Source organism: Rhodococcus sp. 06-156-4 (genome assembly GCF_002259345.1).
GTDB lineage: Bacteria > Actinomycetota > Actinomycetes > Mycobacteriales > Mycobacteriaceae > Rhodococcoides > Rhodococcoides fascians_E.
Map to the genome: position 1 here is coordinate 140,273 of NZ_NPGB01000028.1, position 19,292 is coordinate 159,564.

A 19,292-nucleotide genomic window follows, 5' to 3' on the forward strand; every position below is an offset into this window, starting at 1 on the left:
GTTAGCATGCGTCACATGTCGTCGACTCGAAAGCTCGTAGCCGGTCTGTCCGCCTCCGTGTTGATGCTGGCGGGGGCGGCCACCGCTCACGCCGCTCCCATCAACACCCCGTGGTCCCCGGACGCGTCCGTCGACAGCGAGCTCGAATTCGTGTCCGACGGTGTCACCTACTACGGCAGCCTGCGGCCCGCGATCGGTGAGGTACGCGGCGCTGCGCTCCTCCTGCCGGGCAGTGGACCGATCGATCGCAACGGCAATTCGCCCGAAGGCAACATCACCCCGAACACCATCGCCTACCTCGCCGACGCCCTCGCAGCCAAGGGCATCACGACGCTGCGTTTCGACAAGATCGGAACGGGCCGCACCGGCACCGAGGGAATCGACACGTCCGTTCCGCTCGGATTCACGCAGCAGATCGACACAGCCGAAGCTGCGGCCGCAGCGCTCTCCGACGCCACCGGCATCAGCGGCGAGAAGTTCTCCGTGCTCGGACACAGTGAAGGCGGGCTGACTGCACTGGCCCTTGCAGACCGCGGCGTCGAGATCGGCAACCTCGGACTGCTGGCACCGTTGGCCATCCGCTACCTCGACCTGCTCCACGCTCAGCTCGACCGCGTCCTGGACAACGTCGTCGCCTCGGGTGAAATGACACCGGAAGAAGCCGACGCCGAGCGAGGCCGAGTCGACGAGACCATCGACGCCATCCGCAACGGACGCCCGGTTCCATACCCCGACGACGAAATCCTGGCGTCCGTAGGACTCAGCGACTCGGGCGCGAAGTTCTTCTCCGAAGCAGACGCGCTGGACCCCGCCGTTCTCGCAGCCGCACTTCCCGCCGACACCGACGTGCTGCTGACCTGCTCGGAGAAAGACCTCAACGTCTCCTGCGGACAGACCGACCGCGTCGCCGACGCACTCGCCGGACGCGACCTGCAGTACTCGCGCTTCGTCAACTCGTCGCACATGCTGAGCGAACTCGGCCCGCTGCCGGCGACCGGCCTGGACATCTACGCCCCGCTGCCCCAGTCGTCAGAGTTTCGCGGCGCTCTCGACGCGTGGGCGGACAGCGCTCTGTCCTGACGCACCTGGGTACGGACAACCGAGCGCACCGAGATCGCTCGGCCGGTAGTTGTTCGGATACCCCGGGTACGTCTTGTTGTGCGGGTCGGTGGTACTGCGCGAGGACTTGCGGGTCGGGAGAAATCTCTCGGCCCGCGCCTTCGTTCGTAGGCCCGCCACAGCAAGGCGTCGAACAGTGGGGGAGCCTGCGGGGAAGCCGAACGCGTGGGCCATCTTCTCGTCGAGAAGAGCGAACACACCCTGCGCGACGGCGGGGCGCAGAGGCGTCGGGAACCAGGAGCAGAACAGGTCGAGCGTGTACGTGCCGACTTTGTGGTTGTCCTCGGTGTACCGGAACGTGCGGTCCTCGTAGTCCAGTTTGAACCGGGCGAGCTCGGTGTAGGACTCTGGAATGTCCTTGATGCCCATGCGAATTCCGACTTGGCGGTAGAAGTGGAACGTCGCCAGGCGCTCCGAGGGATGCAGTCTGCGCCACCCGAAGGTGTCGATCCACTCGATCGGTTCGTAGATGAAGGTCGTCAGCACGTAGAGCATGTCGTCGTTCGAGATGGCGTACTGCGAATGCATCCGGTTGACCATGCGTAGCGCTTCGCGGCCGCGCTCGGAATCGTAACCGTGCTCGACCATCTCGCCCATCAGCAGCGCAGTGTCGTCGTACCGCCGTTGCGGCCGGTCACGGAACTCGCCGGTCTTCTCCAGCAACTCGGAGATGGTGGGAACGCAATAGGTTCGGAACAGAGCGAATTCGAGGGCGCGTTGGTAGTCCCACGGGAACTCGTATCCGGCAGTGATGCGGTGAATGGTGTGGCAGTCCGCAACGGGGTCGAGTTCCTCGATCCGCTTCAGCCAGCCGTAGCGGCCGCGTTTCGGAGTGAGTTCCTTCGTCGTCGTCATGGCGTCAGCCTCTGCCGTGGCGAAGCTTGAGCACCAGTGCGGAGATCTTGAGATCGCGCGCTTTTCTTCGCATCGTCAGTAGATTGAGCGGCGCGGCGAACTTTTGCACGGCAAGGGATTTGACGGTACTGAACTCGCGGAGACCGTCGGCGCCGTGGATGCGGCCGAAGCCGGAGTCCCCGGTTCCGCCGAACGGCAGCGCTGGAATGCCGGCGAAGCCCAGGACGGAGTTGACGGTCACGACGCCACAGTCGAGCTTCTCCGCCGCACGTCGTCCGGCTGCGTTGTCCTTGGTGAACACCGATGCACCGAGGCCGTAGGACGATGCGTTGGCGCGTTCGATGCCCTCGTCGAGATCGCGAACCTTGTTCACGACGACGGTGGGGCCGAACGTCTCCTCGGTGATCGCTGTGGAGTTCTCGGGTACGTCGGTGAGAATCACCGGGTCGATGTACGGGCCGTGTAGCGAATCCAGGCCTCCCAGAACGGCTCTGCCACCCTTGGCGAGAGCGTCCTCGATCTGGGATCGGACGATGCCGCTCTGCTTGCCCAATGTCATCGGGCCGTACGAGGACGTGCCCGCGCCGCCGGGTTTCAGGGCCTTCGCCGACGCGGCGAACTTCCGCAAGAACTCGTCGTAGACCGGTGCGGCGACGTAGATGCGCTCGACGCCCGCGCACGTCTGGCCGGCGTTGCCCATGGCGCCGAAGGTCGCGAACTCCACTGCCGCATCGAGATTCGCGTCGGCGTCGACGAGCATGGCGTCCTTTCCTCCGCACTCGGCGACCAACGGAGTGAGGGACTGGGCGCATGTCGCCATGACCTTCTTGGCGGTCGCGGTGGACCCGGTGAACGCGATCTTGTCCACACCGGCGGTGCACAGCGCAGTTCCGGTCGAGCCGTCGCCGGTGATCGTCTGGAACACCGGATGAGCAGCAGCGATGGACTCCCACTTCTGTGCCAGCCAGACCCCGACGCCCGGAGTCAGTTCGCTGGGCTTGAACACCACGGTGTTGCCGGCAGCGAGCGAGTACGCGATGGATCCCATCGGGGTGTAGAGCGGGTAGTTCCACGGCCCGATGACGCCGACGACGCCGAACGGCCGGTACCCGACGTAGGCCTGCTGGTTGGGGCTGATCAAGCCGGAGGACACCTTGCGTTGTTTCAGAATCTTCTCGGCGTTTCTGGCGGCCCAGTCGATGTGTTCGACGCCCAGCATGACCTCGAGCAGCGCGTCCTCGTCGGGCTTGCCGCTCTCGGAGGCGATGACGTCGGCGAGAGATTTCGCGTCACGCGCGATGGCGCTCTTGAATTCGAGCAGCCACCGTTTGCGGCCGGTGAACCCCTGGACGTCCCACCACCTGGCGGCGGACCGTGCGCGATCGACTGCGGCCGACACCTCGGCGTCCCCGGCAATCGGATAGGTAGCGAGTACGTCACCGGTGCGTGGGTCGAGGCTGTCGAACGTACGGGCTTTCGTCTCTACGACCTGGTCCGTCATGGTTGTCCTCCGCGTTGTCGAAATCGCATCACATATATTTGATGTGATTTACTGTTGTGGAGCTCACACTATGCGCCGCGTCCGGTCGATGACAACCCCTCGCATCCCGGCCCTCTACCGTCTGGAGCACTTCATGAGTACGGACTTCACCCAGGAACAAGCATCCTTCGCCGCGGCGGTCGCAGCGTTCTGCGCTCGCGTAGCCGGTACTCGAGAGCAGCGCGACGCGTTGACCGAGCACGGACAGCACACCCACAACCAAGGCCTGTACGACAAGATGGCCGAACTCGGATGGCTGGGCGCGACGATTCCCGAGGAGTACGGCGGAGCCGACGGCAGCGTCGTCGACATGTGCATTCTGCTCGAACAAGCAGCCAAGGGCATGGCCCCGATCGGCGGCATCGGCCCGACGCTGATCACCGGCGCCGCCTACGAGAAGTTCGGCACCGCGTCGCAGAAGGAAACGGTGCTCGGCGGCATCGTCGAGGGAAAGAGTTATTCGATCTCGATGTCCGAACCGGAAGCAGGCTCCGACGTCGGCAACCTCAGTTGCAAGGCCGAGAAGACCGAGGGTGGCTGGCTCATCAACGGCCAGAAGACCTGGTGCTCCAACGCGCACTTCGCGGATCGCATTCTGTTGGTTGCGCGAACCGGCAGGAGCGTAGCCGGTGGAGCGACCCGACAGGAGCGCGGGGAAGGGAAGCACGAGGGATTGACGATGTTCGATGTGCCCGCCGACATCGACGGCCTCAACATCGTGGGAATCGGCACGATGGGTGGCAAGGAGGTCAACGACCTCTATTTCACCGATTGCCTGCTCCCCGAGGATTCGGTGGTCGGAGTCGAAGGGCAAGGATGGGCGCAGCTGATGACGGGCCTGAACATCGAACGCCTCATCTTGGCGGCGATGATGCTCGGGACGGCGCAGCGCGCATTCGACGACACCCTCGAATTCATCACGCAACGCAAGCAATTCGGTCGTCCCGTCGGCACCTTCCAAGCACTGCGTCACCGCGTGGCAGACCTTGCGACCGAGATCGAATGCGGTCGGCTACTGGTGTACCACGTCGCCCGGCTCGTCGACGAGAACCCGACGAAGCTGTTCCCGCGGGAAGCGTCGATGGCGAAACTGAAGTTGACCGAAACTGCCAAGAAGGTCGCACTCGAAGGCATGCAGATGATGGGCGGCTACGGCTACGCCACCGAATTCGACATGGAGAAGCACGTCCGCACCACGCTCGTCTCGTCGATCTACGGCGGTACCAACGAAATTCAGCGTGACATCATCGGCAAGACATACGGGCTGTGACTGCTTCGGTACTGCGACGGCGACCGCAACTGTCGGAAGAGGTTGCGGCGCGCCTGCGAGCGCAGATCATGTCGGGAGTGCTCGGGCCGGGCACGTTCGTGCGCATCGACGACACCGCAGCAGATCTCGGCGTCAGTGCTACTCCCGTCCGCGAAGCGCTCGTGACGCTGCGCGGTGAGGGACTCGTCGAGCAAGTGCCCAATCGCGGCTACCGCGTCGGCGAACTCAGCCGCGAGGACATCGACGACATCTTCTGGCTGCAAGGCACCATCGCCAGCAAGCTCGCCAGACGAGCAGCACGAGTCATCACCGACGTGCAGATCGAAGGGCTCGTCGGCCTCAACGCCCGGCTGCGGGACGCCGTGGCGCGCGCCGACGCACAGGCCGTCGAAACCTGCGAATTCGAGTTCCACCGCTTCATCAACCGGGTGGCGGGCGGCAAGAAATTGGCGTGGTTCCTCTTCGGGGCAATCCGTTATACCCCGGCCAGGCTCTACGCCTCGGATCCGTCGTGGGGCGAGCAATCGGTCCGCAGTCACGACGCTCTGATCGCGGCCTTCTCGCGATGCGACTTCGACACGGTCGGCGAGCTTATGCGCAGGCAGTTCGCCGACGGGGCGGAGCGCCTGGTCGCGCACCTCGGTCTTCCGTGACGCCTGCTTACGCAGGAGTGGAGCCTGCGGAATGACCAGAGTGGGCAGGAGTGGAGCCTGCGGAATGACCAGAGTGGGCAGGAGTGGAGCCTGCGGAATGACCGGACCAGGCAGGAGTGGAGCCTGCGGAATGGCCGGGGCGGGACCCGGTAGGGGCGGCGGCGAGGAGTAGGTCCGTGCACCAGTCGACCACGGCATTCTCTTCGAGAATCAGTTCGCCGCCCAGCCATGAGGTCAACACCTGGGCGAAGCCGCCGACGACGAAGTGGGTCGTGAGGTCGAGGCGTTCGATGGTGTCGGTGGCGTAGAACTCGCTGGCCTGCGAGGCGAGCAGTCCGGCGAACATCTGTGTCGACTCGGATCGTTTGGCGGCGAGAACGTCGTTGCTCAGGGTCGCCGAGAAGAGCAGTCGGCCTCGGCGTGGGTCCTCGGCGACCAGACGCACGATCGTGTGTACTGCGGCGTGGACGCGGTCGTGTTCGGTGTCGGGTGCGGCGCCGACGGCTGCCAGGGTCGTCGTCGTGATTTCGCCGATCACGTGGTCGTACACCGCTTCCATCAGGTCGTTCTTGTCGCCGAAGCTCTCGTAGAAGTAGCGCGAGGCGACGCCTGCTCGGCGGCAGACGCCGCGCACGGTCAGTTCCGGTTCGGTCGTTCCGAGCAGGTCGAGGCCCGCTTCGACGAGGGCTCGGCGACGTTCGGCGACCCTGGCCGAGCCGTCGACTCCGCCGTAGGTGCGCGGTGATTCGGCCATGAACACATCTTGACACCGATCGTGCAGCGCGCCTAGCGTAATCTGCACACGCACGTATGCAGATATCCGATCAGAAGGATTCGCCATGACAGTCGACAACGAACTGCTCCGCAAATCGATGACCGGGGTCGGCCTGCTCGCCGGTGGCGCCAACGTCATCATGCAACTGGGACATCCGGCCGTCGGGTACGGAGTGTTCGAGAGTCGCGTCGAAAGCGGCCAGATCAACCGACATCCGGTGAAGCGGACCCGGACCACGCTGTCCTATCTCGCCGTTGCGGGCATGGGCGACGACGACGTCAAGGCTGCGTACCGTAAGGCGACCAACAGATCTCACGCGGCAGTCAAGTCCACGGCGGACAGTCCGGTGAAGTACAACGCCTTCGACCCGAACCTGCAGCTGTGGGTTGCAGCATGCCTGTACCGAGGCTTCGAGGACGTCTACTACGCGCTCTACGACGAACCCGACCCGGAGTTCCTCGACGAGATGTACCAGCGATGCCACGTTCTCGGATCGACGTTGCAGATGCCGCGCGACATGTGGCCCGCGGACCGCATCACGTTCGAGAAGTACTGGGACGCAGCGCTGGCCGACGTGCACATCGACCCGACCATCCGTCGGTATCTCCACGGAATCGCGTCGGCGACGTTCGTCAAACCCCGAGTGCTGCATCCTTTCATCGGCCCGTTCATGCGGTTCGTGACCACCGGGTTTCTCCCCGAACGGTTCAGGGACGAAATGGAACTGCCGTGGGACCCGATCAAGCAGAAGCGGTTCGATCGGCTCATGGGCACCCTCGCCGTGATCAACCGAGTGACGCCTCAGGTGGTCCGGGAAATGCCCTTCAACGTGCTGCTGTGGGACGTGCGGTCCAGAATTCGCGCGGGGCGCGCCCTGGTTTGATGTGAGTGGAAATGTAGTGCCTTCTGGTCGCCCCGCAGGCTCCGCTCCTGCCCCATGGCCTACATTTCCACTCACACAGGGGTCAGCTGAGATGCCGCGGCTGCGGGTGGTTCTTGTGCGCCTCGTCGGATCCGACGCGATCCTGCGTTCCGTCGCTTGCACATGCGTGCGAGGTTCCCGTGCGAACGAGCTGGATCACCACGGACTTCGAGGTCGGGCAGTTGCTGTCGGTGGCCGTCGAATCGAGTGGGACAAGGGGATTGGTCTCCGGGTAGTACGCCGCCGCGCAGCCGCGCGGAGTGTCGTACTCGACGATGCGGAAGCCGTCGGCGCAGCGGTCGACGTCGTCGTCCTCCCACCGCGTCAGCAAGTCCACGATGTCGCCGTCCTGAAAACCGAGCGCCGCGATGTCCTCGCGATGCACGAACACCACGCGTCGTCCGCCTTCGATTCCGCGGTACCGATCGCTCAGGCCGTAGATCGTGGTGTTGAACTGATCGTGGCTGCGCAACGTCTGCAACAGCAGGTGGCCGTCGGGCACATGCAGTACGTCGATCGGCGACGTCGTGAATTCGCCTCTACCCGACTTCGTCTCGAACGTTCGTGAATCCCGAGGTGGATGCGGAAGCACGAAACCGCCGGGCCGTCGGACATTGACCTCGTAGCCCTCGCACCCGTTGACGACGCGTGAGATGTGCGAGCGGATGGTGCTGTAGTTCTCGCGCATGCCCTTCCAGTCGATCCCGTGGCGGTCTCCGACGGCTGCTTCGGCGATACCGGTCAGGATGGCGACCTCGGATTTGAGCAGATCGCTCGCCGGCTTCAGCGGCCCGCGCGACGAGTGCACCGAGCACGTCGAGTCCTCGACCGAAATCCACTGCTCGCCGGTCGCCTGAACGTCCTTCTCGGTGCGGCCGAGAGTAGGGAGGATGAGGGCGATGTCGCCGGTGACCAGGTGCGAGCGGTTGATCTTCGTGGAGATGTGCACCGTCATCGCCATGCGTCGCATCGCCTCGAACGTCACCGTCGAGTCCGGCGTCGCCTGAACGAAGTTGCCGCCGAGGCCGAGGAAGAAACTGGCCTTTCCGTCGCGCATGGCTCGGATGGAATCGACGGTGTCGAGGCCGTGCTCGCGCGGCGGGTCGAAGCCGAACTCGGCCTGGATGGAATCGAGGAAGTGATCGGGCACCCGTTCCCAGATTCCCATGGTCCGGTCGCCCTGGACGTTCGAGTGACCACGAACCGGAAGCAATCCGGCGCCGGGCTTTCCGATGTTGCCCTGCGCGAACGCGAGATTGGTCAGTTCCTTGATGGTCGCGACGGCGTTGCGGTGCTGCGTCAGGCCCATCGCCCAACAGAAGACGGTGGCCTTCGAGTCGCGCAGCATCTGCGCTGCCTCGGTGATCTGGTGTCGGGACAGACCCGTCGACGCGGTCACGACGTCCCAGTCGACGGCGGTGACGTTGTCGCGCCAGGATTCGAAGCCGGTGGTGTACTGCTCGACGAAGGCGTGGTCGATCGCGTCCCACTCGACGAGCAGCGACCCGATGGCCTGGAACAGTGCGAGGTCACCGTTCACACGAATGGGGAGGTGGAAGTCGGACAGGTCCGTTCCCGGCCCCACCATCCCGCGGGGCGTCTGTGGATTCTTGAAGTTGACCAGTCCGGCTTCGCGCAACGGGTTGATCGACAGAATCTTGGCGCCGTTCTGCTTCGCCTTCTCCAGCGCGGACAGCATGCGTGGATGGTTGGTGCCGGGGTTCTGGCCTGCGAGGACGATCAGCTCGGCGTCGTACACGTCCTGGAGGGTGACGCTGGCCTTGCCGATACCGATGGTCTCCTGCAGAGCGATCGACGTCGACTCGTGGCACATGTTGGAACAGTCGGGCAGGTTGTTGGTGCCGAACGCACGGGCGAAAAGCTGGTACACGAAGGCGGATTCGTTCGACGCGCGGCCCGAGGTGTAGAAGATCGCCTCGTCGGGGGAGTTCAGGGACCTGAGTTGCTCGCCGATGAGTCGGAACGCGTCGTCCCAGTCGATCGGCTCGTAGAACCGTCCGCCGGGAAGTTTGACCATCGGGTGGGTGATGCGACCTTGCTGGCCGAGCCAGTGTTCGCTCTTGGAGTCGAGCTCGGCGATACTGTGGGCCGCGAAGAACTCCGGCGTCGCGCGGGTCGTCGTCGCCTCTTCGGCAACTGCTTTCGCGCCGTTCTCGCAGAACTCTGCCGCGTGGCGGTGGCCGGGATCAGGGTCCGGCCACGCGCAGCTCATGCAGTCGAAGCCCTCGGCCTGATTGAGGTCGAGGAGGGTCTTGGCGGTGCGCACCGGCCCCATGTGTCCGAGTGCGCGTTTCATCGACACCGCAACGGCGACGGGTCCGGCCGCGTGTGTCTTGGGCTTGTCGATCTTCAGGTCGGCTTCGTCGTAGTCGCGCACGCGGTCCCTTTCCTCGCCGGTGACCGCGACGCCCGCCGGGTCAGCCGAGAAGCTCTCCGACCAGGTCGACGTAGGACTGCTTCGCCGAATCCTGGCTGGTGCCCTCGAGCTTCGCCCAGGCGTCGTACTTGGCGCGGTTCACCATGTCCAGTCTTCCCGGACGCTTACCCGTGACGTCGCCGTTCGAACCTTGCTTGTACAACGAATACAGGCTCAGCAGGTCGTCGTTGCTCGGCTTGGAGGTGAGGGTCTTGACGTCGACTTGAGCTTGCTGGAACGACTGATCGAGATCGGACATCTTCACTCCTGGGGCATGTGCGTCGGTGGTGCGGTCGGGTCGATCATGGCACGAGGGTGGAAGCGTCGGAAACCAGTCGGACGCAATGGGCTACGCACTTCTCTCGCGGTGTGCGGACGGTCCCGTCCAGGTATCCGACGAACAGTGCGGTGAGCGCGCCGACGACACCCACGGCAACCAGATGCCTGTCGTCCTCGGAGAGTCCCTTCAGCTGCGCTTCGACCAGGGAGACGAACGTCGGTGCGAGCGCGAGGCCGCTGCCGCTGATGGCGGACTCGGACATCGGCGCCAGCAGCAGGACTCGGCCGACGCTGGGTTGATCGAGGACCAGTTCGACGAACGCGCGCACCGGGGCCTCCGGACTGGTGGCGGGTACCGCGCCGGCGATGGCGGCGCGCGCGAGCTCGCCGACGTGGCCGTACACGGCGCGGATGAACGTGTCGCGGTCGGTGAAGCTCTCGTAGAAGTACCGCTCGGTGAGTCCCGCCGTGCGGCAGACCGCCCGGACGGTGACCGACGGAGCCTTCGGGTCTCCCAGCATCTCGATCCCTGCGTCGAGCAGGGCGTGATAACGCTGGTACTGCCTGTCCGCGAGGGATTGACTACGCATGTTGTCAATCTTAAGCTGACAACATGCGTAGTCAGAATGAGCCGCTCGGACCTGACTCACTCACCTGGAAGTACTTCGGAGACTGGCGGGGGCTGCTGCAAGGCGTCTGGGCCGGGTCGATGCAGAACATGCACCCGGGTCTCGGGGCAGGCGTCGAGCAACACTCCACATTCTTCGACGAAAGGTGGGAGCGGCTCTACCGATCGCTCTATCCCATCGGCGGCGTGGTGTTCGACGGCGACCGGGCGGAACAGAGTGCGCTGCAGGTGCGCGGATACCACACCGACATCAAGGGCATCGACTCGCAGGGCAGGCGATACCACGCGCTCGACCCGGAGACGTTCTACTGGGCGCACGCGACGTTCTTCATGGGCACCGTCCTGACGGCCCAGCATTTCATGGGCGGGGTCACCGAGGACCAGAAGCGTCAGCTCTTCACCGAGCACATCCAGTGGTACCGGTTGTACGGCATGAGCATGAAACCGGTGCCGAAAACGTGGGAGGACTTTCAGCTCTACTGGAAACGGATGTGCACCGAGGTCCTCGAGGACAACAGGGCAACCCGCGGAGTGCTCGATCTGTCGAAGATCGAACAGCCGCCCCGTGCGACCTGGATTCCCGACGCAGTGTGGGCGGTCATGCGGGTGCCGATAGCACGTGGAGCCGTGTGGATGACGGTAGGAATGTACGACGAGCCGGTGCGTCGGCTGTTGGGCTACACGTGGAACGACCGTGACGAGAAGTTGTTCGAGTTGGTGGGGCGGGGAGTGAATGCGGCGTTCTCGCTGGTTCCGCGCAGGCGCCGCATGCATCCGCGGGCCAGGGCCGGATGGGACCGGGCAACCGGGCGGATCGCGCCGGACAGTCCGCTGGTGCAGACTCCGGCGCGCAACCTACCGCCGGCCAGCGCCGCGGGCGATCCGAGGCACTACCACGGTTAGCCCTCCCACCAGGGGCGCAGGGGTACGTCGGCAGCGCCCTTCGGTCCGAGCTTGACGCCGAGGACCTGGTGCAGCTGAACGACATTGCGCTCGAAGCCGAGACGTGAGCCGGCCATGTACAGGCCCCACACTCGTGCGGTTCCCTCGCCGGCTTCGGCGACACAGGCATCCCAGTTGTCCACCAGGTTCTTGCACCATGCCTTCAGGGTCAGCGCGTAGTGCTCACGCAGGTTCTCCTCGTGCCGGACCTCGAGGCCCACGTCCTGCATTTCGGTGATGATGCGGCCGGAGCCGGTCAGTTCACCGTCGGGGAAGACGTACCGGTCGATGAAGGATCCGGCGCGGGCGTGACTCCGGTTGTCCGGGCGGGTGATGCAGTGGTTCAACACCCGGCCGCCGACGCGCAGTTTCGACTTGATGGCCTCGAAGTACGACGGGTAGTTCTGCACGCCGATGTGTTCGGTCAGGCCGATCGAGGACACCGCGTCGAAGTTCGACTCCGGAATGTCGCGGTAGTCGGAGAAGCGAACCTCCGCGAGGTCGGACAGTCCTTCGTCGGCGATGGCCTTCTGGGCCCACGCCGCCTGTTCCTTCGACAGCGTCGCGCCGATGGTCTTGACGCCCCGGCGTGCGGCGTATCGCACCATTCCGCCCCAGCCGCACCCGATGTCGAGCAGCCGGTCGCCTTCCTTCAAGCCGAGCTTCTCGAACACGAGTCGGTACTTGTTCTCCTGCGCGGCCTCGAGCGAATCGTCCTCCGAGGTGTACGCGGCGCAGGTGTACGTCATCGACGGCCCGAGGACGTACTCGTAGAACGTGTTCGACACGTCGTAGTGGTGGGAGATCGAGTCGGCGTCGCGCGTCTTCGAGTGGCGAAGGCCTTCGGCGATTCGACGCCACCGCGGCACCACTTCCTGCGGAGGAGGTGCGATGGGTCGCAACAGATCCCAGCCGAGCGAGCGAGTGATCGACGCCAGGGTCAGCGCGCCGGGGCGCCGGAAATGCAGTTCGTCGCCCATGACGCGGAGGATGTCGTACGGGTCTCCGGGATGGACGCCGACGGCTTCGAGGTCACCGGAGACGTAGGCGCGTGCCATTCCGAGGTCGCCGGGAGCTGTTGCCAGGTAGGTGGTTCCGCGGGGACTCTTGAGGTTGAGGCCGAGGGTCGCGTCCTCGGGGCCTGCGGCGCTTCCGTCGTACGCGGTGAAGCGCAGTGGGATGTTTCCGTCGGACAGAAGCTCGAGGATCTGAGAGATGGTGAGCTTGTTCGCTCGGTGCGCGTCCTGCGCCGTGGGTTCCTTGAACGTTGTCATTTTCCTTGCACCGCCTTCGAATACAGATCCAGCAATCGGGAATCGGGGTCGTATCGTTTCTTCAGTTCTGCGAGCCTCTCGCCGCCGTAGAGTTCGGAGAACTCGGCTTCGGAGTAGAACGCATCGGAGTAGAGCGACTTGTGGCCGTCGAAATCGGTGACCTTCTTCTCGATGGCGCGGTTGGCCGCACCGTCGGGCTCACCGGGGACGATGGGGACCGAGGACCAGAAGCCGACGTTGACGTAGGTTCGTTTCGGTTCGAGGGGGTAGAGGGGCCACGGGCGCGCAGCGTCGGCGCCGGGAGGGGCCGGCTCGCGAAGTCGCAACGGGCACAACCACAGTGGCTCGATGGGGATTTCCTTCAGGAACCACCGCAGGAACGAGGCCGTGTTCTCGATCGGGACCTCGATGTCCTGAACCACCCGTTCGCGCGGCGGGTTTCCCTTGCGGGCTTCGAGTCGATCGGCGATGTCGTACTTACGGTCGAGCGCGATCAATTTCCAGTAGAAGCTGGACCGGCGGTACTTCTTGGGCCAGAAACGCCTGATCCTGGGGTTCTGAGTTCCGAACGCACGGGAGCACCAGAACCAGTCGGTGTCCCAACGCCACAGGTAATCGGCGATGGTCAGGCGGTCTGTGGTCTTCTGCTGTATCGAACGGTAGTAGATCTCGGACCCGGCGTGGTACTCGCTGACCGGACCGGGAGCGGAAGTCTGGACGCCGAGGGTCAGGTAACTTTCCTCCGGCGTGAACACGACGCCGTCGAGGTACTGCACTCCGATGCCCTCGTAGGAGCGGTCCCGCACGATGTCGTCCATCGTGGCCTGCATGACGTCGAGGTCGTGGAAACGGAGGTGGCGCAACTCCACGTACGGCAGCACGGGCTCGAGCTGGATCTTCAGGCGGGTCGAGTATCCGAGCGTTCCGTAGGAGTTGGGGAAACCCCAGAACAGGTCGGAATTCTCGCCGTCGGGAGTGGCGGTGACGACGGTCCCGCTGCCGGTGAGGATGTCGATCTCCAGGACCGATTCGTGAGGCAGCCCGTTACGGAACGACGTGCTCTCGATGCCGAGGCCGGTGACCGCGCCACCGAGGGTGATGGTCTTGAGCTGCGGTACGACGAACGGTGCCAGACCGTACGGAAGCGTCGCGGCGACGAGGTCCTCGTACGTGCACATTCCGGCGACGTCGGCCGTCCGGTCCTGTGGGTTGACCGTGATGACGCTCGTCAGGCCCGATACGTCGAGGCCGGGGGCCGTCGATGCCGCGCGGGCGCGGAAGAGGTTCGAGGTCTTCTTCGCCAGGCGCACGGTTGCGGAAGCGGGGATGGCGCGGTAACTCTCGAGCAGCAGTTCCACGCCGGCACGATGTGCGGCGAATCCGCTTTCTCGCGGGGCGGGCCTACGTCGGGGAAGAGCAATCGCAGATGGCACATGAAGACGCTATATCCAGGCGTGCCGCGGAGCCACCGAGTATGCGGCCTCGACTGCGAAATTTCACGTAAATGTTGTCGTCGAACGAGGCATTACGGACAAATGTATGCAGCATGCATGTCGTTTGTGCAGCTAAATAAATCCCGGTGAACCCTGTCACACACCCTGACATCCTGTTCCCGTCCGGGTCATCGGGAAGGGCAGGATGGAGCGCCAGGACTCACAATTCGCGTCGACCCGAGGAGACACCACGTGGCACAGGTAAGCGCCAGCAGTTCCATCACCATCGCTCAGGCACCCGAGCAGGTGTTGGCGGCACTCGTCGACTACGAGACGGTACGCCCGCGGATCCTCCCCGAGCAGTACCTCGACTACACCGTCGTCGAGGGCGGTCAGGGCAACGGCACCGTCGCGCAGTGGACACTGCAGGCCACCTCGAAGCGGTCGCGCAACGTGAAGGCGACCGTCGCGGTCGACGGCTCCACCATCGTCGAACGCGACGCCAACTCCTCGATGGTCACCACCTGGACCGTTGCCCCGTCGGGAGCTGGCAGCGAGGTCACCACCACGACCGAGTGGAAAGGCGCCGGTGGCATCGGTGGCTTCTTCGAGAAGACCTTCGCGCCGCTCGGTCTGAAGAAGATCCAGGCACAGACTTTGGCCAATCTCGAGCGCGAGGTCCGCTAGTAGGTCGAGAACCGCGGGTGGTCGATGACGACCGATGCGCCCATGATGAGGGCGCGCATCGACCACTCGTAGTTCGAGTCGTCGTCACGCTTCTTTCCGTCGATGGTGCGCGGAATCAGCTTCAGATCCGACCTCGCGAGGACTGCCGCGTCGTCCTCCCGCTCACGTCCCTCGACGTGCACCATCTCCGACAACGCCACCGCGTGCTCCGCGACCACCGTCACGATGAAGTTCGCTTGCTTGGGCGTCAGCTCGTACAACGTCGAGTACTCCATCTGCACCTCGTCGATCCGCGCCAGCGCGCCCGGCGACGACGTCCCGATGTCGAGGAGATACCGAGCGATACCTGGATTACGGTGGACCAGGGAGCGCAAACGCAGGCTGAGGTCCATCAGCGATTCCTCGAGCGTGGCGTCCGCGTCAGGGATGGGGAACTCCCATCGAGCGAGGATCTCTTCCGCCACCGCGGTTCTGAGTGCATCCAGGCTGTCGATGTTGTTGTACACGGCGACGATGCTGACACCCAATTCTTCCGCCAATGCCTTGACCGTCAGGTTCGGCAACGTCAGCGAGATGCCCGTCTCGATCAATTTTTCGAGGGTCACGCGGCGACGGCTGGGTCGAGACTCTTGCATATCTGCAGCTTAAGGCGTGTTCACGTGTCGACAGGGGTCGACGTGTGGCAAACTTCGAGCAAAGTTTAGCCTTACTCAAGTCACGGTCGGGGTGAAGGGAGCGGGCTGTGGAGTATCCGCACGGCGTCATCGACGCCGCGGTGCCGACGATGCACACGTTGGCGATCGGCAGGCCACGACCAGGCACGATGCGAATGACGTCGCTTCTGTCGGCCGGGAGCTACCAGCGTGATTGGGACGAGGACGCGATAGCCGAACAGTTGCGATTCCCCGGCGTCGACGAGCGGGATTTTCGTGTCCGACGGTTCGACGCGGCGCACGGCATCGTCGACATCGAGTACACGCCGTCGCACGAGAGCACGATGATGTCGCGGTGGCTGGATTCGGTCGAGGTCGGCACGCGTACGCGAATCGCGCCGATAGGCGCTGGATTCGGACCTCGTTTCGGCGACGGACGACGTGTGCACATGTTCGTCGACGAACCGTCCATCCCCGCCGCCCGCGCCGTTCTTCGCTCGTGGCCCGCAGGAACGCTCGGCACGCTGTGGGTGGACACCCCTCGGCCGGAGGATGTCGCCGACCTGCCCGACGTGGACGGTGTCAGCGTGATGAGTTTCCACACCGAACTCGGATTCGACCCGCTGGTCACCGCCGCGAGGCGGATGAGGCTGGACAGCTCGGTCACGGTGTGGGGAACCGGCGAGTCCGGTCGGATGGACGAGATCCGAGCCGCGTGTCTGGCCGCTGGGCTGGCGGACGATCACGTCCGCGTGTTCGGCTACTACTCTCGTAGGTGACGTACCCGAACCGAGAGGACATCACTGTGCAACCCGGTGAGCAGCCAGACATCGCCTCGATCATGCAGCAGGCCCAGCAGATGCAGCAGCAGTTGATGGCGGCCCAGGCGGAGATCGCCGACGCAGAAGTGACCGGTCAGGCGGGCGGCGGGCTCGTCACCGCGACGGTGAAGGGAACCGGCGAACTCGTCGGCTTGGTGATCGACCCCAAGATCGTCGACCCGGAGGACGTCGAAACGCTGCAGGACCTCGTCATCGGAGCCATCGCCGACGCGTCGAAGTCGGCGTCCGCGGTCGCAGCGGAGAAGCTCGGCCCTCTGGCGGGTGGCCTCGGCGGTGGGTCGCTCGGCCTACCTGGATTCTGAGGTGTACGAAGGTCCTGTACAGGATCTGATCGACGAGCTCGGCAAAATGCCCGGCGTCGGGCCGAAGAGCGCTCAGCGGATAGCTTTTCACCTCCTCGGCGTCGAACCGCCCGAGGTGGACCGGCTGATCAAAGCGTTGGCGCGTGTACGTGACGGGGTTCAGTTCTGCACCGTGTGCGGCACCGTCTCGGACAAGGAACTGTGTCGTATCTGTGCCGACCCGCGGCGGGATCGGTCGATTATCTGCGTCGTCGAAGAGCCGAAAGACGTTCAGGCCGTGGAGCGTACGCGCGAATTCAAGGGCCGATACCATGTCCTCGGCGGTGCGCTCGATCCACTCAACGGCATCGGTCCGGACCAGCTCAGGATCCGAGAACTTCTGGTGCGCATCGGAAATCAGGACGACGGCGTGGACGTCTCCGAGGTGATCATCGCCACCGACCCCAACACCGAAGGGGAGGCGACGGCGACCTACCTGGCGCGCATGATGCGCGATTTCCCCGGTCTGGCCATCAGCCGGCTGGCCTCGGGTCTCCCCATGGGTGGGGACCTGGAATTCGCCGACGAATTGACTCTGGGCAGGGCGCTGACCGGTAGGAGGTCGCTCCGCGACACGTGAGTGGAGCGGAGCCTGCGCGTCACTCCGCAGGCTCCGTTCTGCTCACGTGCGGCGGAGCCGCTCCCGACGCAACTGTGTGACCTCCGCCAGATCGAGGGGGGCCAGGATGGTCCCGGTCGCGCGCTCGAGCAGGTAATCGGCCAGTTGGGGGTTTCGGGCGAGGACCGGACCGTGCATGTAGGTCCCGATCACCGACCCCTGTACGACGCCTTCGCGGCCGTCGCCGACGCCGTTGCCGACGCCGTGGGTGACCGTCGCCAGTGGACTTGCATCGGGTCCCAGAGTTGTTCCACCACGGTGGTTTTCGAATCCGGAGAGCTTCTCGGTGAGACCGGTGACGACGGGTTCGGTGATGACTTCACCGATGGATCGTGTTTCCTGGGGTGCCGTCGTGACGTCGAACAGGGATATGCCGTCGACCTTTTCGCCGGACGAGGTCTCGTACCAGTGACCGAGTACCTGGATGGCGGCGCAGATCGCGAGCACCGGGACCCCGCGCGCCGCGGCGTTCTGCAGGCCGGGGTACTGCGTCAAATGCCGCGTCGCGAGGCGCTGAGCGGAATCCTCGGCGCCGCCCAGGGTGTAGACGTCCAGCGACTCGGGAACGGGATCGCCCAGGGTGACCTGGACGATCTCGGCGTCGATGTCCCGCATCCTGAGCCGTTGCCGCAGGATCAAAGCGTTTCCGTTGTCGCCGTACGTCCCCATGACATCGGGGAGTACCAGGCCTATGCGGACGGTGGATTCAGACATTGCCGTGCTCCCGTGCGAGTGCGCGCCCGAGGTCGCGGAACGCGGTGTAGTTGGCCAGCACCTCGACTCGCCCTGGTGGGCAGGATGCGATGGCCTTCAGCGGATCTGCGACGGTGGTGTGCTTCGACCCCGCGTACAGCAGGCGCACGCCGAGATCGGTTGCGCGCTCGCCCGATGCGACGACGGCAACGTTCTCGAAGTGTTCGAACCGCACGTCCCACAGCCAGGACAGGTCCTCGCCGTCCGGAACCTGCCCGTTGACGGCGATGACGAGTCCGTCGACGGTCGGGTCGATCATCGACAGTGCCTCCTGCCAGCCTGCTGGGTTCTTCGCGAGAAGCATTCGGACGGAATGAGATCCGTACTGGACCGTGGAGTAGCGACCGGCCACTTCGTCGACTCCCGACGCGGCGGCCACTGCGTCCTGGGGATCCGCGCCCAGCGTCACTGCTGCAGCGACGGCCTGAGCTGCGTTGCCTCGGTTGGCTTTTCCGGGGAGGGACAACGACATCGGTACGACGAGGCCGTCGGGGCCGTACAGGTTGTTCTCGTCGAGCCACCAATCCGGTGCGGGTCGGGCGAAGTCGCTTCCGGTCGAGTACCAGTGTTCGCCGTCTCGGATGATCGGTTCTCCGGTGCGGGGGCACGACACCGAGTCGCCCGCCCAGCCGCCTCCGGCGGCGACCCACACGACGTTCGGGGCGTCGAACGCAGCCGAAGTGACCAACACGTCGTCGCAGTTGGCGATCACGACGGTTTCCGGGTGTCGTGCGAGACCCGCACGCAGTTTGCGTTCGATCATGTTGATCTCGCCGACGCGATCGAGTTGGTCGCGGCTGAGATTGAGAAGTACCACCGCGGCGGGAGATACGGCGTCGCAGACGTGCGGGACGTGCAGTTCGTCCACCTCGAGGGCTGCGAGCGGGGCATCGAAATGTGCGTGCAGTGCAGCGACGATTCCTGCGTCCATGTTGGCGCCGTCGGCTTGAGTCGCCACGTCGCCGAGCGTCCCCAGCGCGGCGGCGGTCATCCGCGTCGTCGTCGATTTTCCGTTCGTTCCCGTGACGACGACGGTGCGACGCCCGGACCCGAGTCCGGTCAGAATGTCCGGGTCGATCTTGAGGGCGACGAGCCCGCCGATCATCGACCCTTTGCCGCGTCCTGCCTTGCGTGACGCCCACGTTGCAGCCTCGGCTGCCCGGAGTGCCAGCCGGCCGCGCGCTCCGATAGCCGCTCTGCGCTCGTCTGCTCGAACCATGCGCCGAGTCTGGCACAAACCTGCCGGTGGATTCTCGTCGGCGTCGACGGT

General features: G+C 64.8%; 20 protein-coding genes. 9 read left to right on the forward strand and 11 right to left on the reverse strand.

Annotated elements, in window-relative coordinates:
* Positions 1-15: 15 nt before the first annotated feature.
* Positions 16-1,080, forward strand: a complete 1,065-nt coding sequence (locus CH290_RS20560; protein WP_052083222.1) for an alpha/beta fold hydrolase — start codon at positions 16-18, stop codon at positions 1,078-1,080.
* Here CH290_RS20560 and CH290_RS20565 read toward each other — a convergent pair.
* Both CH290_RS20565 and CH290_RS20570 read right to left on the reverse strand, forming a co-directional pair.
* Complete coding sequence (locus CH290_RS20565; protein ID WP_019662898.1) at positions 1,030-1,974, reverse strand: oxygenase MpaB family protein; 945 nt, start codon at positions 1,972-1,974, stop codon at positions 1,030-1,032. The two genes, CH290_RS20560 and CH290_RS20565, sit on opposite strands and share 51 nt — an antisense overlap.
* A 4-nt stretch (positions 1,975-1,978) precedes the next feature.
* The gene (locus CH290_RS20570) at positions 1,979-3,475 is read right to left on the reverse strand and encodes an aldehyde dehydrogenase family protein (RefSeq protein WP_019662899.1); all 1,497 of its coding nucleotides are present in this window, start codon (positions 3,473-3,475) and stop codon (positions 1,979-1,981) included.
* Between the two features lie 133 nt (positions 3,476-3,608).
* Here CH290_RS20570 and CH290_RS20575 point away from each other — a divergent pair, with 133 nt between their 5' ends.
* Positions 3,609-4,784: an acyl-CoA dehydrogenase family protein gene (locus CH290_RS20575; protein WP_033190220.1), complete on the forward strand. Its 1,176-nt coding sequence runs from the start codon at positions 3,609-3,611 to the stop codon at positions 4,782-4,784.
* A complete protein-coding gene (locus CH290_RS20580) occupies positions 4,781-5,437 on the forward strand; it encodes a GntR family transcriptional regulator (protein WP_019662901.1) in 657 nt (218 codons plus the stop codon). Before CH290_RS20575 ends, CH290_RS20580 begins: the two co-directional genes overlap by 4 nt.
* A gap of 7 nt (positions 5,438-5,444) precedes the next feature.
* On the opposite strand, the gene CH290_RS20585 is transcribed toward CH290_RS20580, so the two are convergent.
* Positions 5,445-6,191, reverse strand: coding sequence for a TetR/AcrR family transcriptional regulator (locus CH290_RS20585; RefSeq protein WP_019662902.1), 747 nt, complete (start codon positions 6,189-6,191; stop codon positions 5,445-5,447).
* Positions 6,192-6,276: 85 nt separating this feature from the next.
* Between CH290_RS20585 and CH290_RS20590 the strand changes: the two genes are divergently transcribed.
* Positions 6,277-7,095 carry an oxygenase MpaB family protein gene (locus tag CH290_RS20590; RefSeq protein WP_033190081.1) on the forward strand — a complete coding sequence of 273 codons (819 nt, stop codon included), beginning with the start codon at positions 6,277-6,279 and terminating at the stop codon, positions 7,093-7,095.
* Positions 7,096-7,177: 82 nt separating this feature from the next.
* Here the strand turns inward: CH290_RS20590 and CH290_RS20595 are convergent, their stop codons facing one another.
* From CH290_RS20595 to CH290_RS20605, 3 genes are read right to left on the reverse strand one after another with little or no spacing between them, the layout of a single operon-like run.
* Positions 7,178-9,532 carry an FdhF/YdeP family oxidoreductase gene (locus CH290_RS20595; RefSeq protein ID WP_033190082.1) on the reverse strand — a complete coding sequence of 785 codons (2,355 nt, stop codon included), beginning with the start codon at positions 9,530-9,532 and terminating at the stop codon, positions 7,178-7,180.
* Positions 9,533-9,572: 40 nt separating this feature from the next.
* Complete coding sequence (locus CH290_RS20600; protein ID WP_033190221.1) at positions 9,573-9,830, reverse strand: acyl-CoA-binding protein; 258 nt, start codon at positions 9,828-9,830, stop codon at positions 9,573-9,575.
* A 43-nt stretch (positions 9,831-9,873) separates the two neighbouring features.
* Positions 9,874-10,440, reverse strand: coding sequence for a TetR/AcrR family transcriptional regulator (locus CH290_RS20605; protein ID WP_033190083.1), 567 nt, complete (start codon positions 10,438-10,440; stop codon positions 9,874-9,876).
* A gap of 23 nt (positions 10,441-10,463) precedes the next feature.
* Between CH290_RS20605 and CH290_RS20610 the strand changes: the two genes are divergently transcribed.
* Positions 10,464-11,381, forward strand: coding sequence for an oxygenase MpaB family protein (locus tag CH290_RS20610; protein WP_080748776.1), 918 nt, complete (start codon positions 10,464-10,466; stop codon positions 11,379-11,381).
* Here CH290_RS20610 and CH290_RS20615 read toward each other — a convergent pair.
* Both CH290_RS20615 and CH290_RS20620 read right to left on the reverse strand, forming a co-directional pair.
* Entirely contained in the window at positions 11,378-12,694 is a 1,317-nt protein-coding gene (locus tag CH290_RS20615) for a class I SAM-dependent methyltransferase (protein ID WP_019662908.1), read from the reverse strand. The two genes, CH290_RS20610 and CH290_RS20615, sit on opposite strands and share 4 nt — an antisense overlap.
* Positions 12,691-14,115: an FAD-binding oxidoreductase gene (locus tag CH290_RS20620; RefSeq protein WP_230621072.1), complete on the reverse strand. Its 1,425-nt coding sequence runs from the start codon at positions 14,113-14,115 to the stop codon at positions 12,691-12,693. The genes CH290_RS20615 and CH290_RS20620 overlap by 4 nt, the downstream gene beginning before the upstream one ends.
* A gap of 264 nt (positions 14,116-14,379) precedes the next feature.
* On the opposite strand from CH290_RS20620, the gene CH290_RS20625 reads away from it, so the two are divergent.
* Positions 14,380-14,814 (forward strand): SRPBCC family protein, encoded by a 435-nt coding sequence (locus CH290_RS20625; RefSeq protein ID WP_019662910.1) that lies wholly within the window; start codon positions 14,380-14,382, stop codon positions 14,812-14,814.
* On the opposite strand, the gene CH290_RS20630 is transcribed toward CH290_RS20625, so the two are convergent.
* Entirely contained in the window at positions 14,811-15,449 is a 639-nt protein-coding gene (locus tag CH290_RS20630; RefSeq protein WP_230621045.1) for a TetR/AcrR family transcriptional regulator, read from the reverse strand. The genes CH290_RS20625 and CH290_RS20630 overlap by 4 nt on opposite strands.
* A gap of 107 nt (positions 15,450-15,556) precedes the next feature.
* On the opposite strand from CH290_RS20630, the gene CH290_RS20635 reads away from it, so the two are divergent.
* The 3 genes from CH290_RS20635 to recR are packed head-to-tail and all read left to right on the forward strand — an operon-like array spanning position 15,557 to position 17,230.
* Entirely contained in the window at positions 15,557-16,246 is a 690-nt protein-coding gene (locus CH290_RS20635; RefSeq protein WP_019662912.1) for a siderophore-interacting protein, read from the forward strand.
* Positions 16,247-16,272: 26 nt separating this feature from the next.
* Positions 16,273-16,611 (forward strand): YbaB/EbfC family nucleoid-associated protein, encoded by a 339-nt coding sequence (locus CH290_RS20640; protein ID WP_026347394.1) that lies wholly within the window; start codon positions 16,273-16,275, stop codon positions 16,609-16,611.
* 1 nt (position 16,612) lies between these two features.
* Positions 16,613-17,230, forward strand: coding sequence for a recombination mediator RecR (gene recR, locus CH290_RS20645; protein WP_026347395.1), 618 nt, complete (start codon positions 16,613-16,615; stop codon positions 17,228-17,230).
* 42 nt (positions 17,231-17,272) lie between these two features.
* Here the strand turns inward: recR and CH290_RS20650 are convergent, their stop codons facing one another.
* Both CH290_RS20650 and CH290_RS20655 read right to left on the reverse strand, forming a co-directional pair.
* On the reverse strand, positions 17,273-17,983 hold the full coding sequence (locus CH290_RS20650; protein ID WP_026347396.1) for a type 1 glutamine amidotransferase: 711 nt from the start codon (positions 17,981-17,983) through the stop codon (positions 17,273-17,275).
* Positions 17,976-19,241: a Mur ligase family protein gene (locus tag CH290_RS20655; protein WP_033190084.1), complete on the reverse strand. Its 1,266-nt coding sequence runs from the start codon at positions 19,239-19,241 to the stop codon at positions 17,976-17,978. Before CH290_RS20655 ends, CH290_RS20650 begins: the two co-directional genes overlap by 8 nt.
* Positions 19,242-19,292 lie beyond the last annotated feature (51 nt).

Bases quoted from the DNA above. Each gene is read 5' to 3' on its own strand.
- CH290_RS20630 (WP_230621045.1), bottom strand. From the start codon at position 15,449: ATGCAAGAGTCTCGACCCAGCCGTCGCCGCGTGACCCTCGAAAAATTG.
- CH290_RS20570 (WP_019662899.1), bottom strand. From the start codon at position 3,475: ATGACGGACCAGGTCGTAGAGACGAAAGCCCGTACGTTCGACAGCCTC.
- CH290_RS20575 (WP_033190220.1), top strand. From the start codon at position 3,609: ATGAGTACGGACTTCACCCAGGAACAAGCATCCTTCGCCGCGGCGGTC.
- CH290_RS20600 (WP_033190221.1), bottom strand. From the start codon at position 9,830: ATGTCCGATCTCGATCAGTCGTTCCAGCAAGCTCAAGTCGACGTCAAG.
- CH290_RS20590 (WP_033190081.1), top strand. From the start codon at position 6,277: ATGACAGTCGACAACGAACTGCTCCGCAAATCGATGACCGGGGTCGGC.
- CH290_RS20615 (WP_019662908.1), bottom strand. From the start codon at position 12,694: ATGACAACGTTCAAGGAACCCACGGCGCAGGACGCGCACCGAGCGAAC.
- CH290_RS20610 (WP_080748776.1), top strand. From the start codon at position 10,464: ATGCGTAGTCAGAATGAGCCGCTCGGACCTGACTCACTCACCTGGAAG.
- CH290_RS20565 (WP_019662898.1), bottom strand. From the start codon at position 1,974: ATGACGACGACGAAGGAACTCACTCCGAAACGCGGCCGCTACGGCTGG.
- CH290_RS20650 (WP_026347396.1), bottom strand. From the start codon at position 17,983: ATGTCTGAATCCACCGTCCGCATAGGCCTGGTACTCCCCGATGTCATG.
- CH290_RS20560 (WP_052083222.1), top strand. From the start codon at position 16: ATGTCGTCGACTCGAAAGCTCGTAGCCGGTCTGTCCGCCTCCGTGTTG.
- CH290_RS20605 (WP_033190083.1), bottom strand. From the start codon at position 10,440: ATGCGTAGTCAATCCCTCGCGGACAGGCAGTACCAGCGTTATCACGCC.
- CH290_RS20655 (WP_033190084.1), bottom strand. From the start codon at position 19,241: ATGGTTCGAGCAGACGAGCGCAGAGCGGCTATCGGAGCGCGCGGCCGG.
- CH290_RS20585 (WP_019662902.1), bottom strand. From the start codon at position 6,191: ATGGCCGAATCACCGCGCACCTACGGCGGAGTCGACGGCTCGGCCAGG.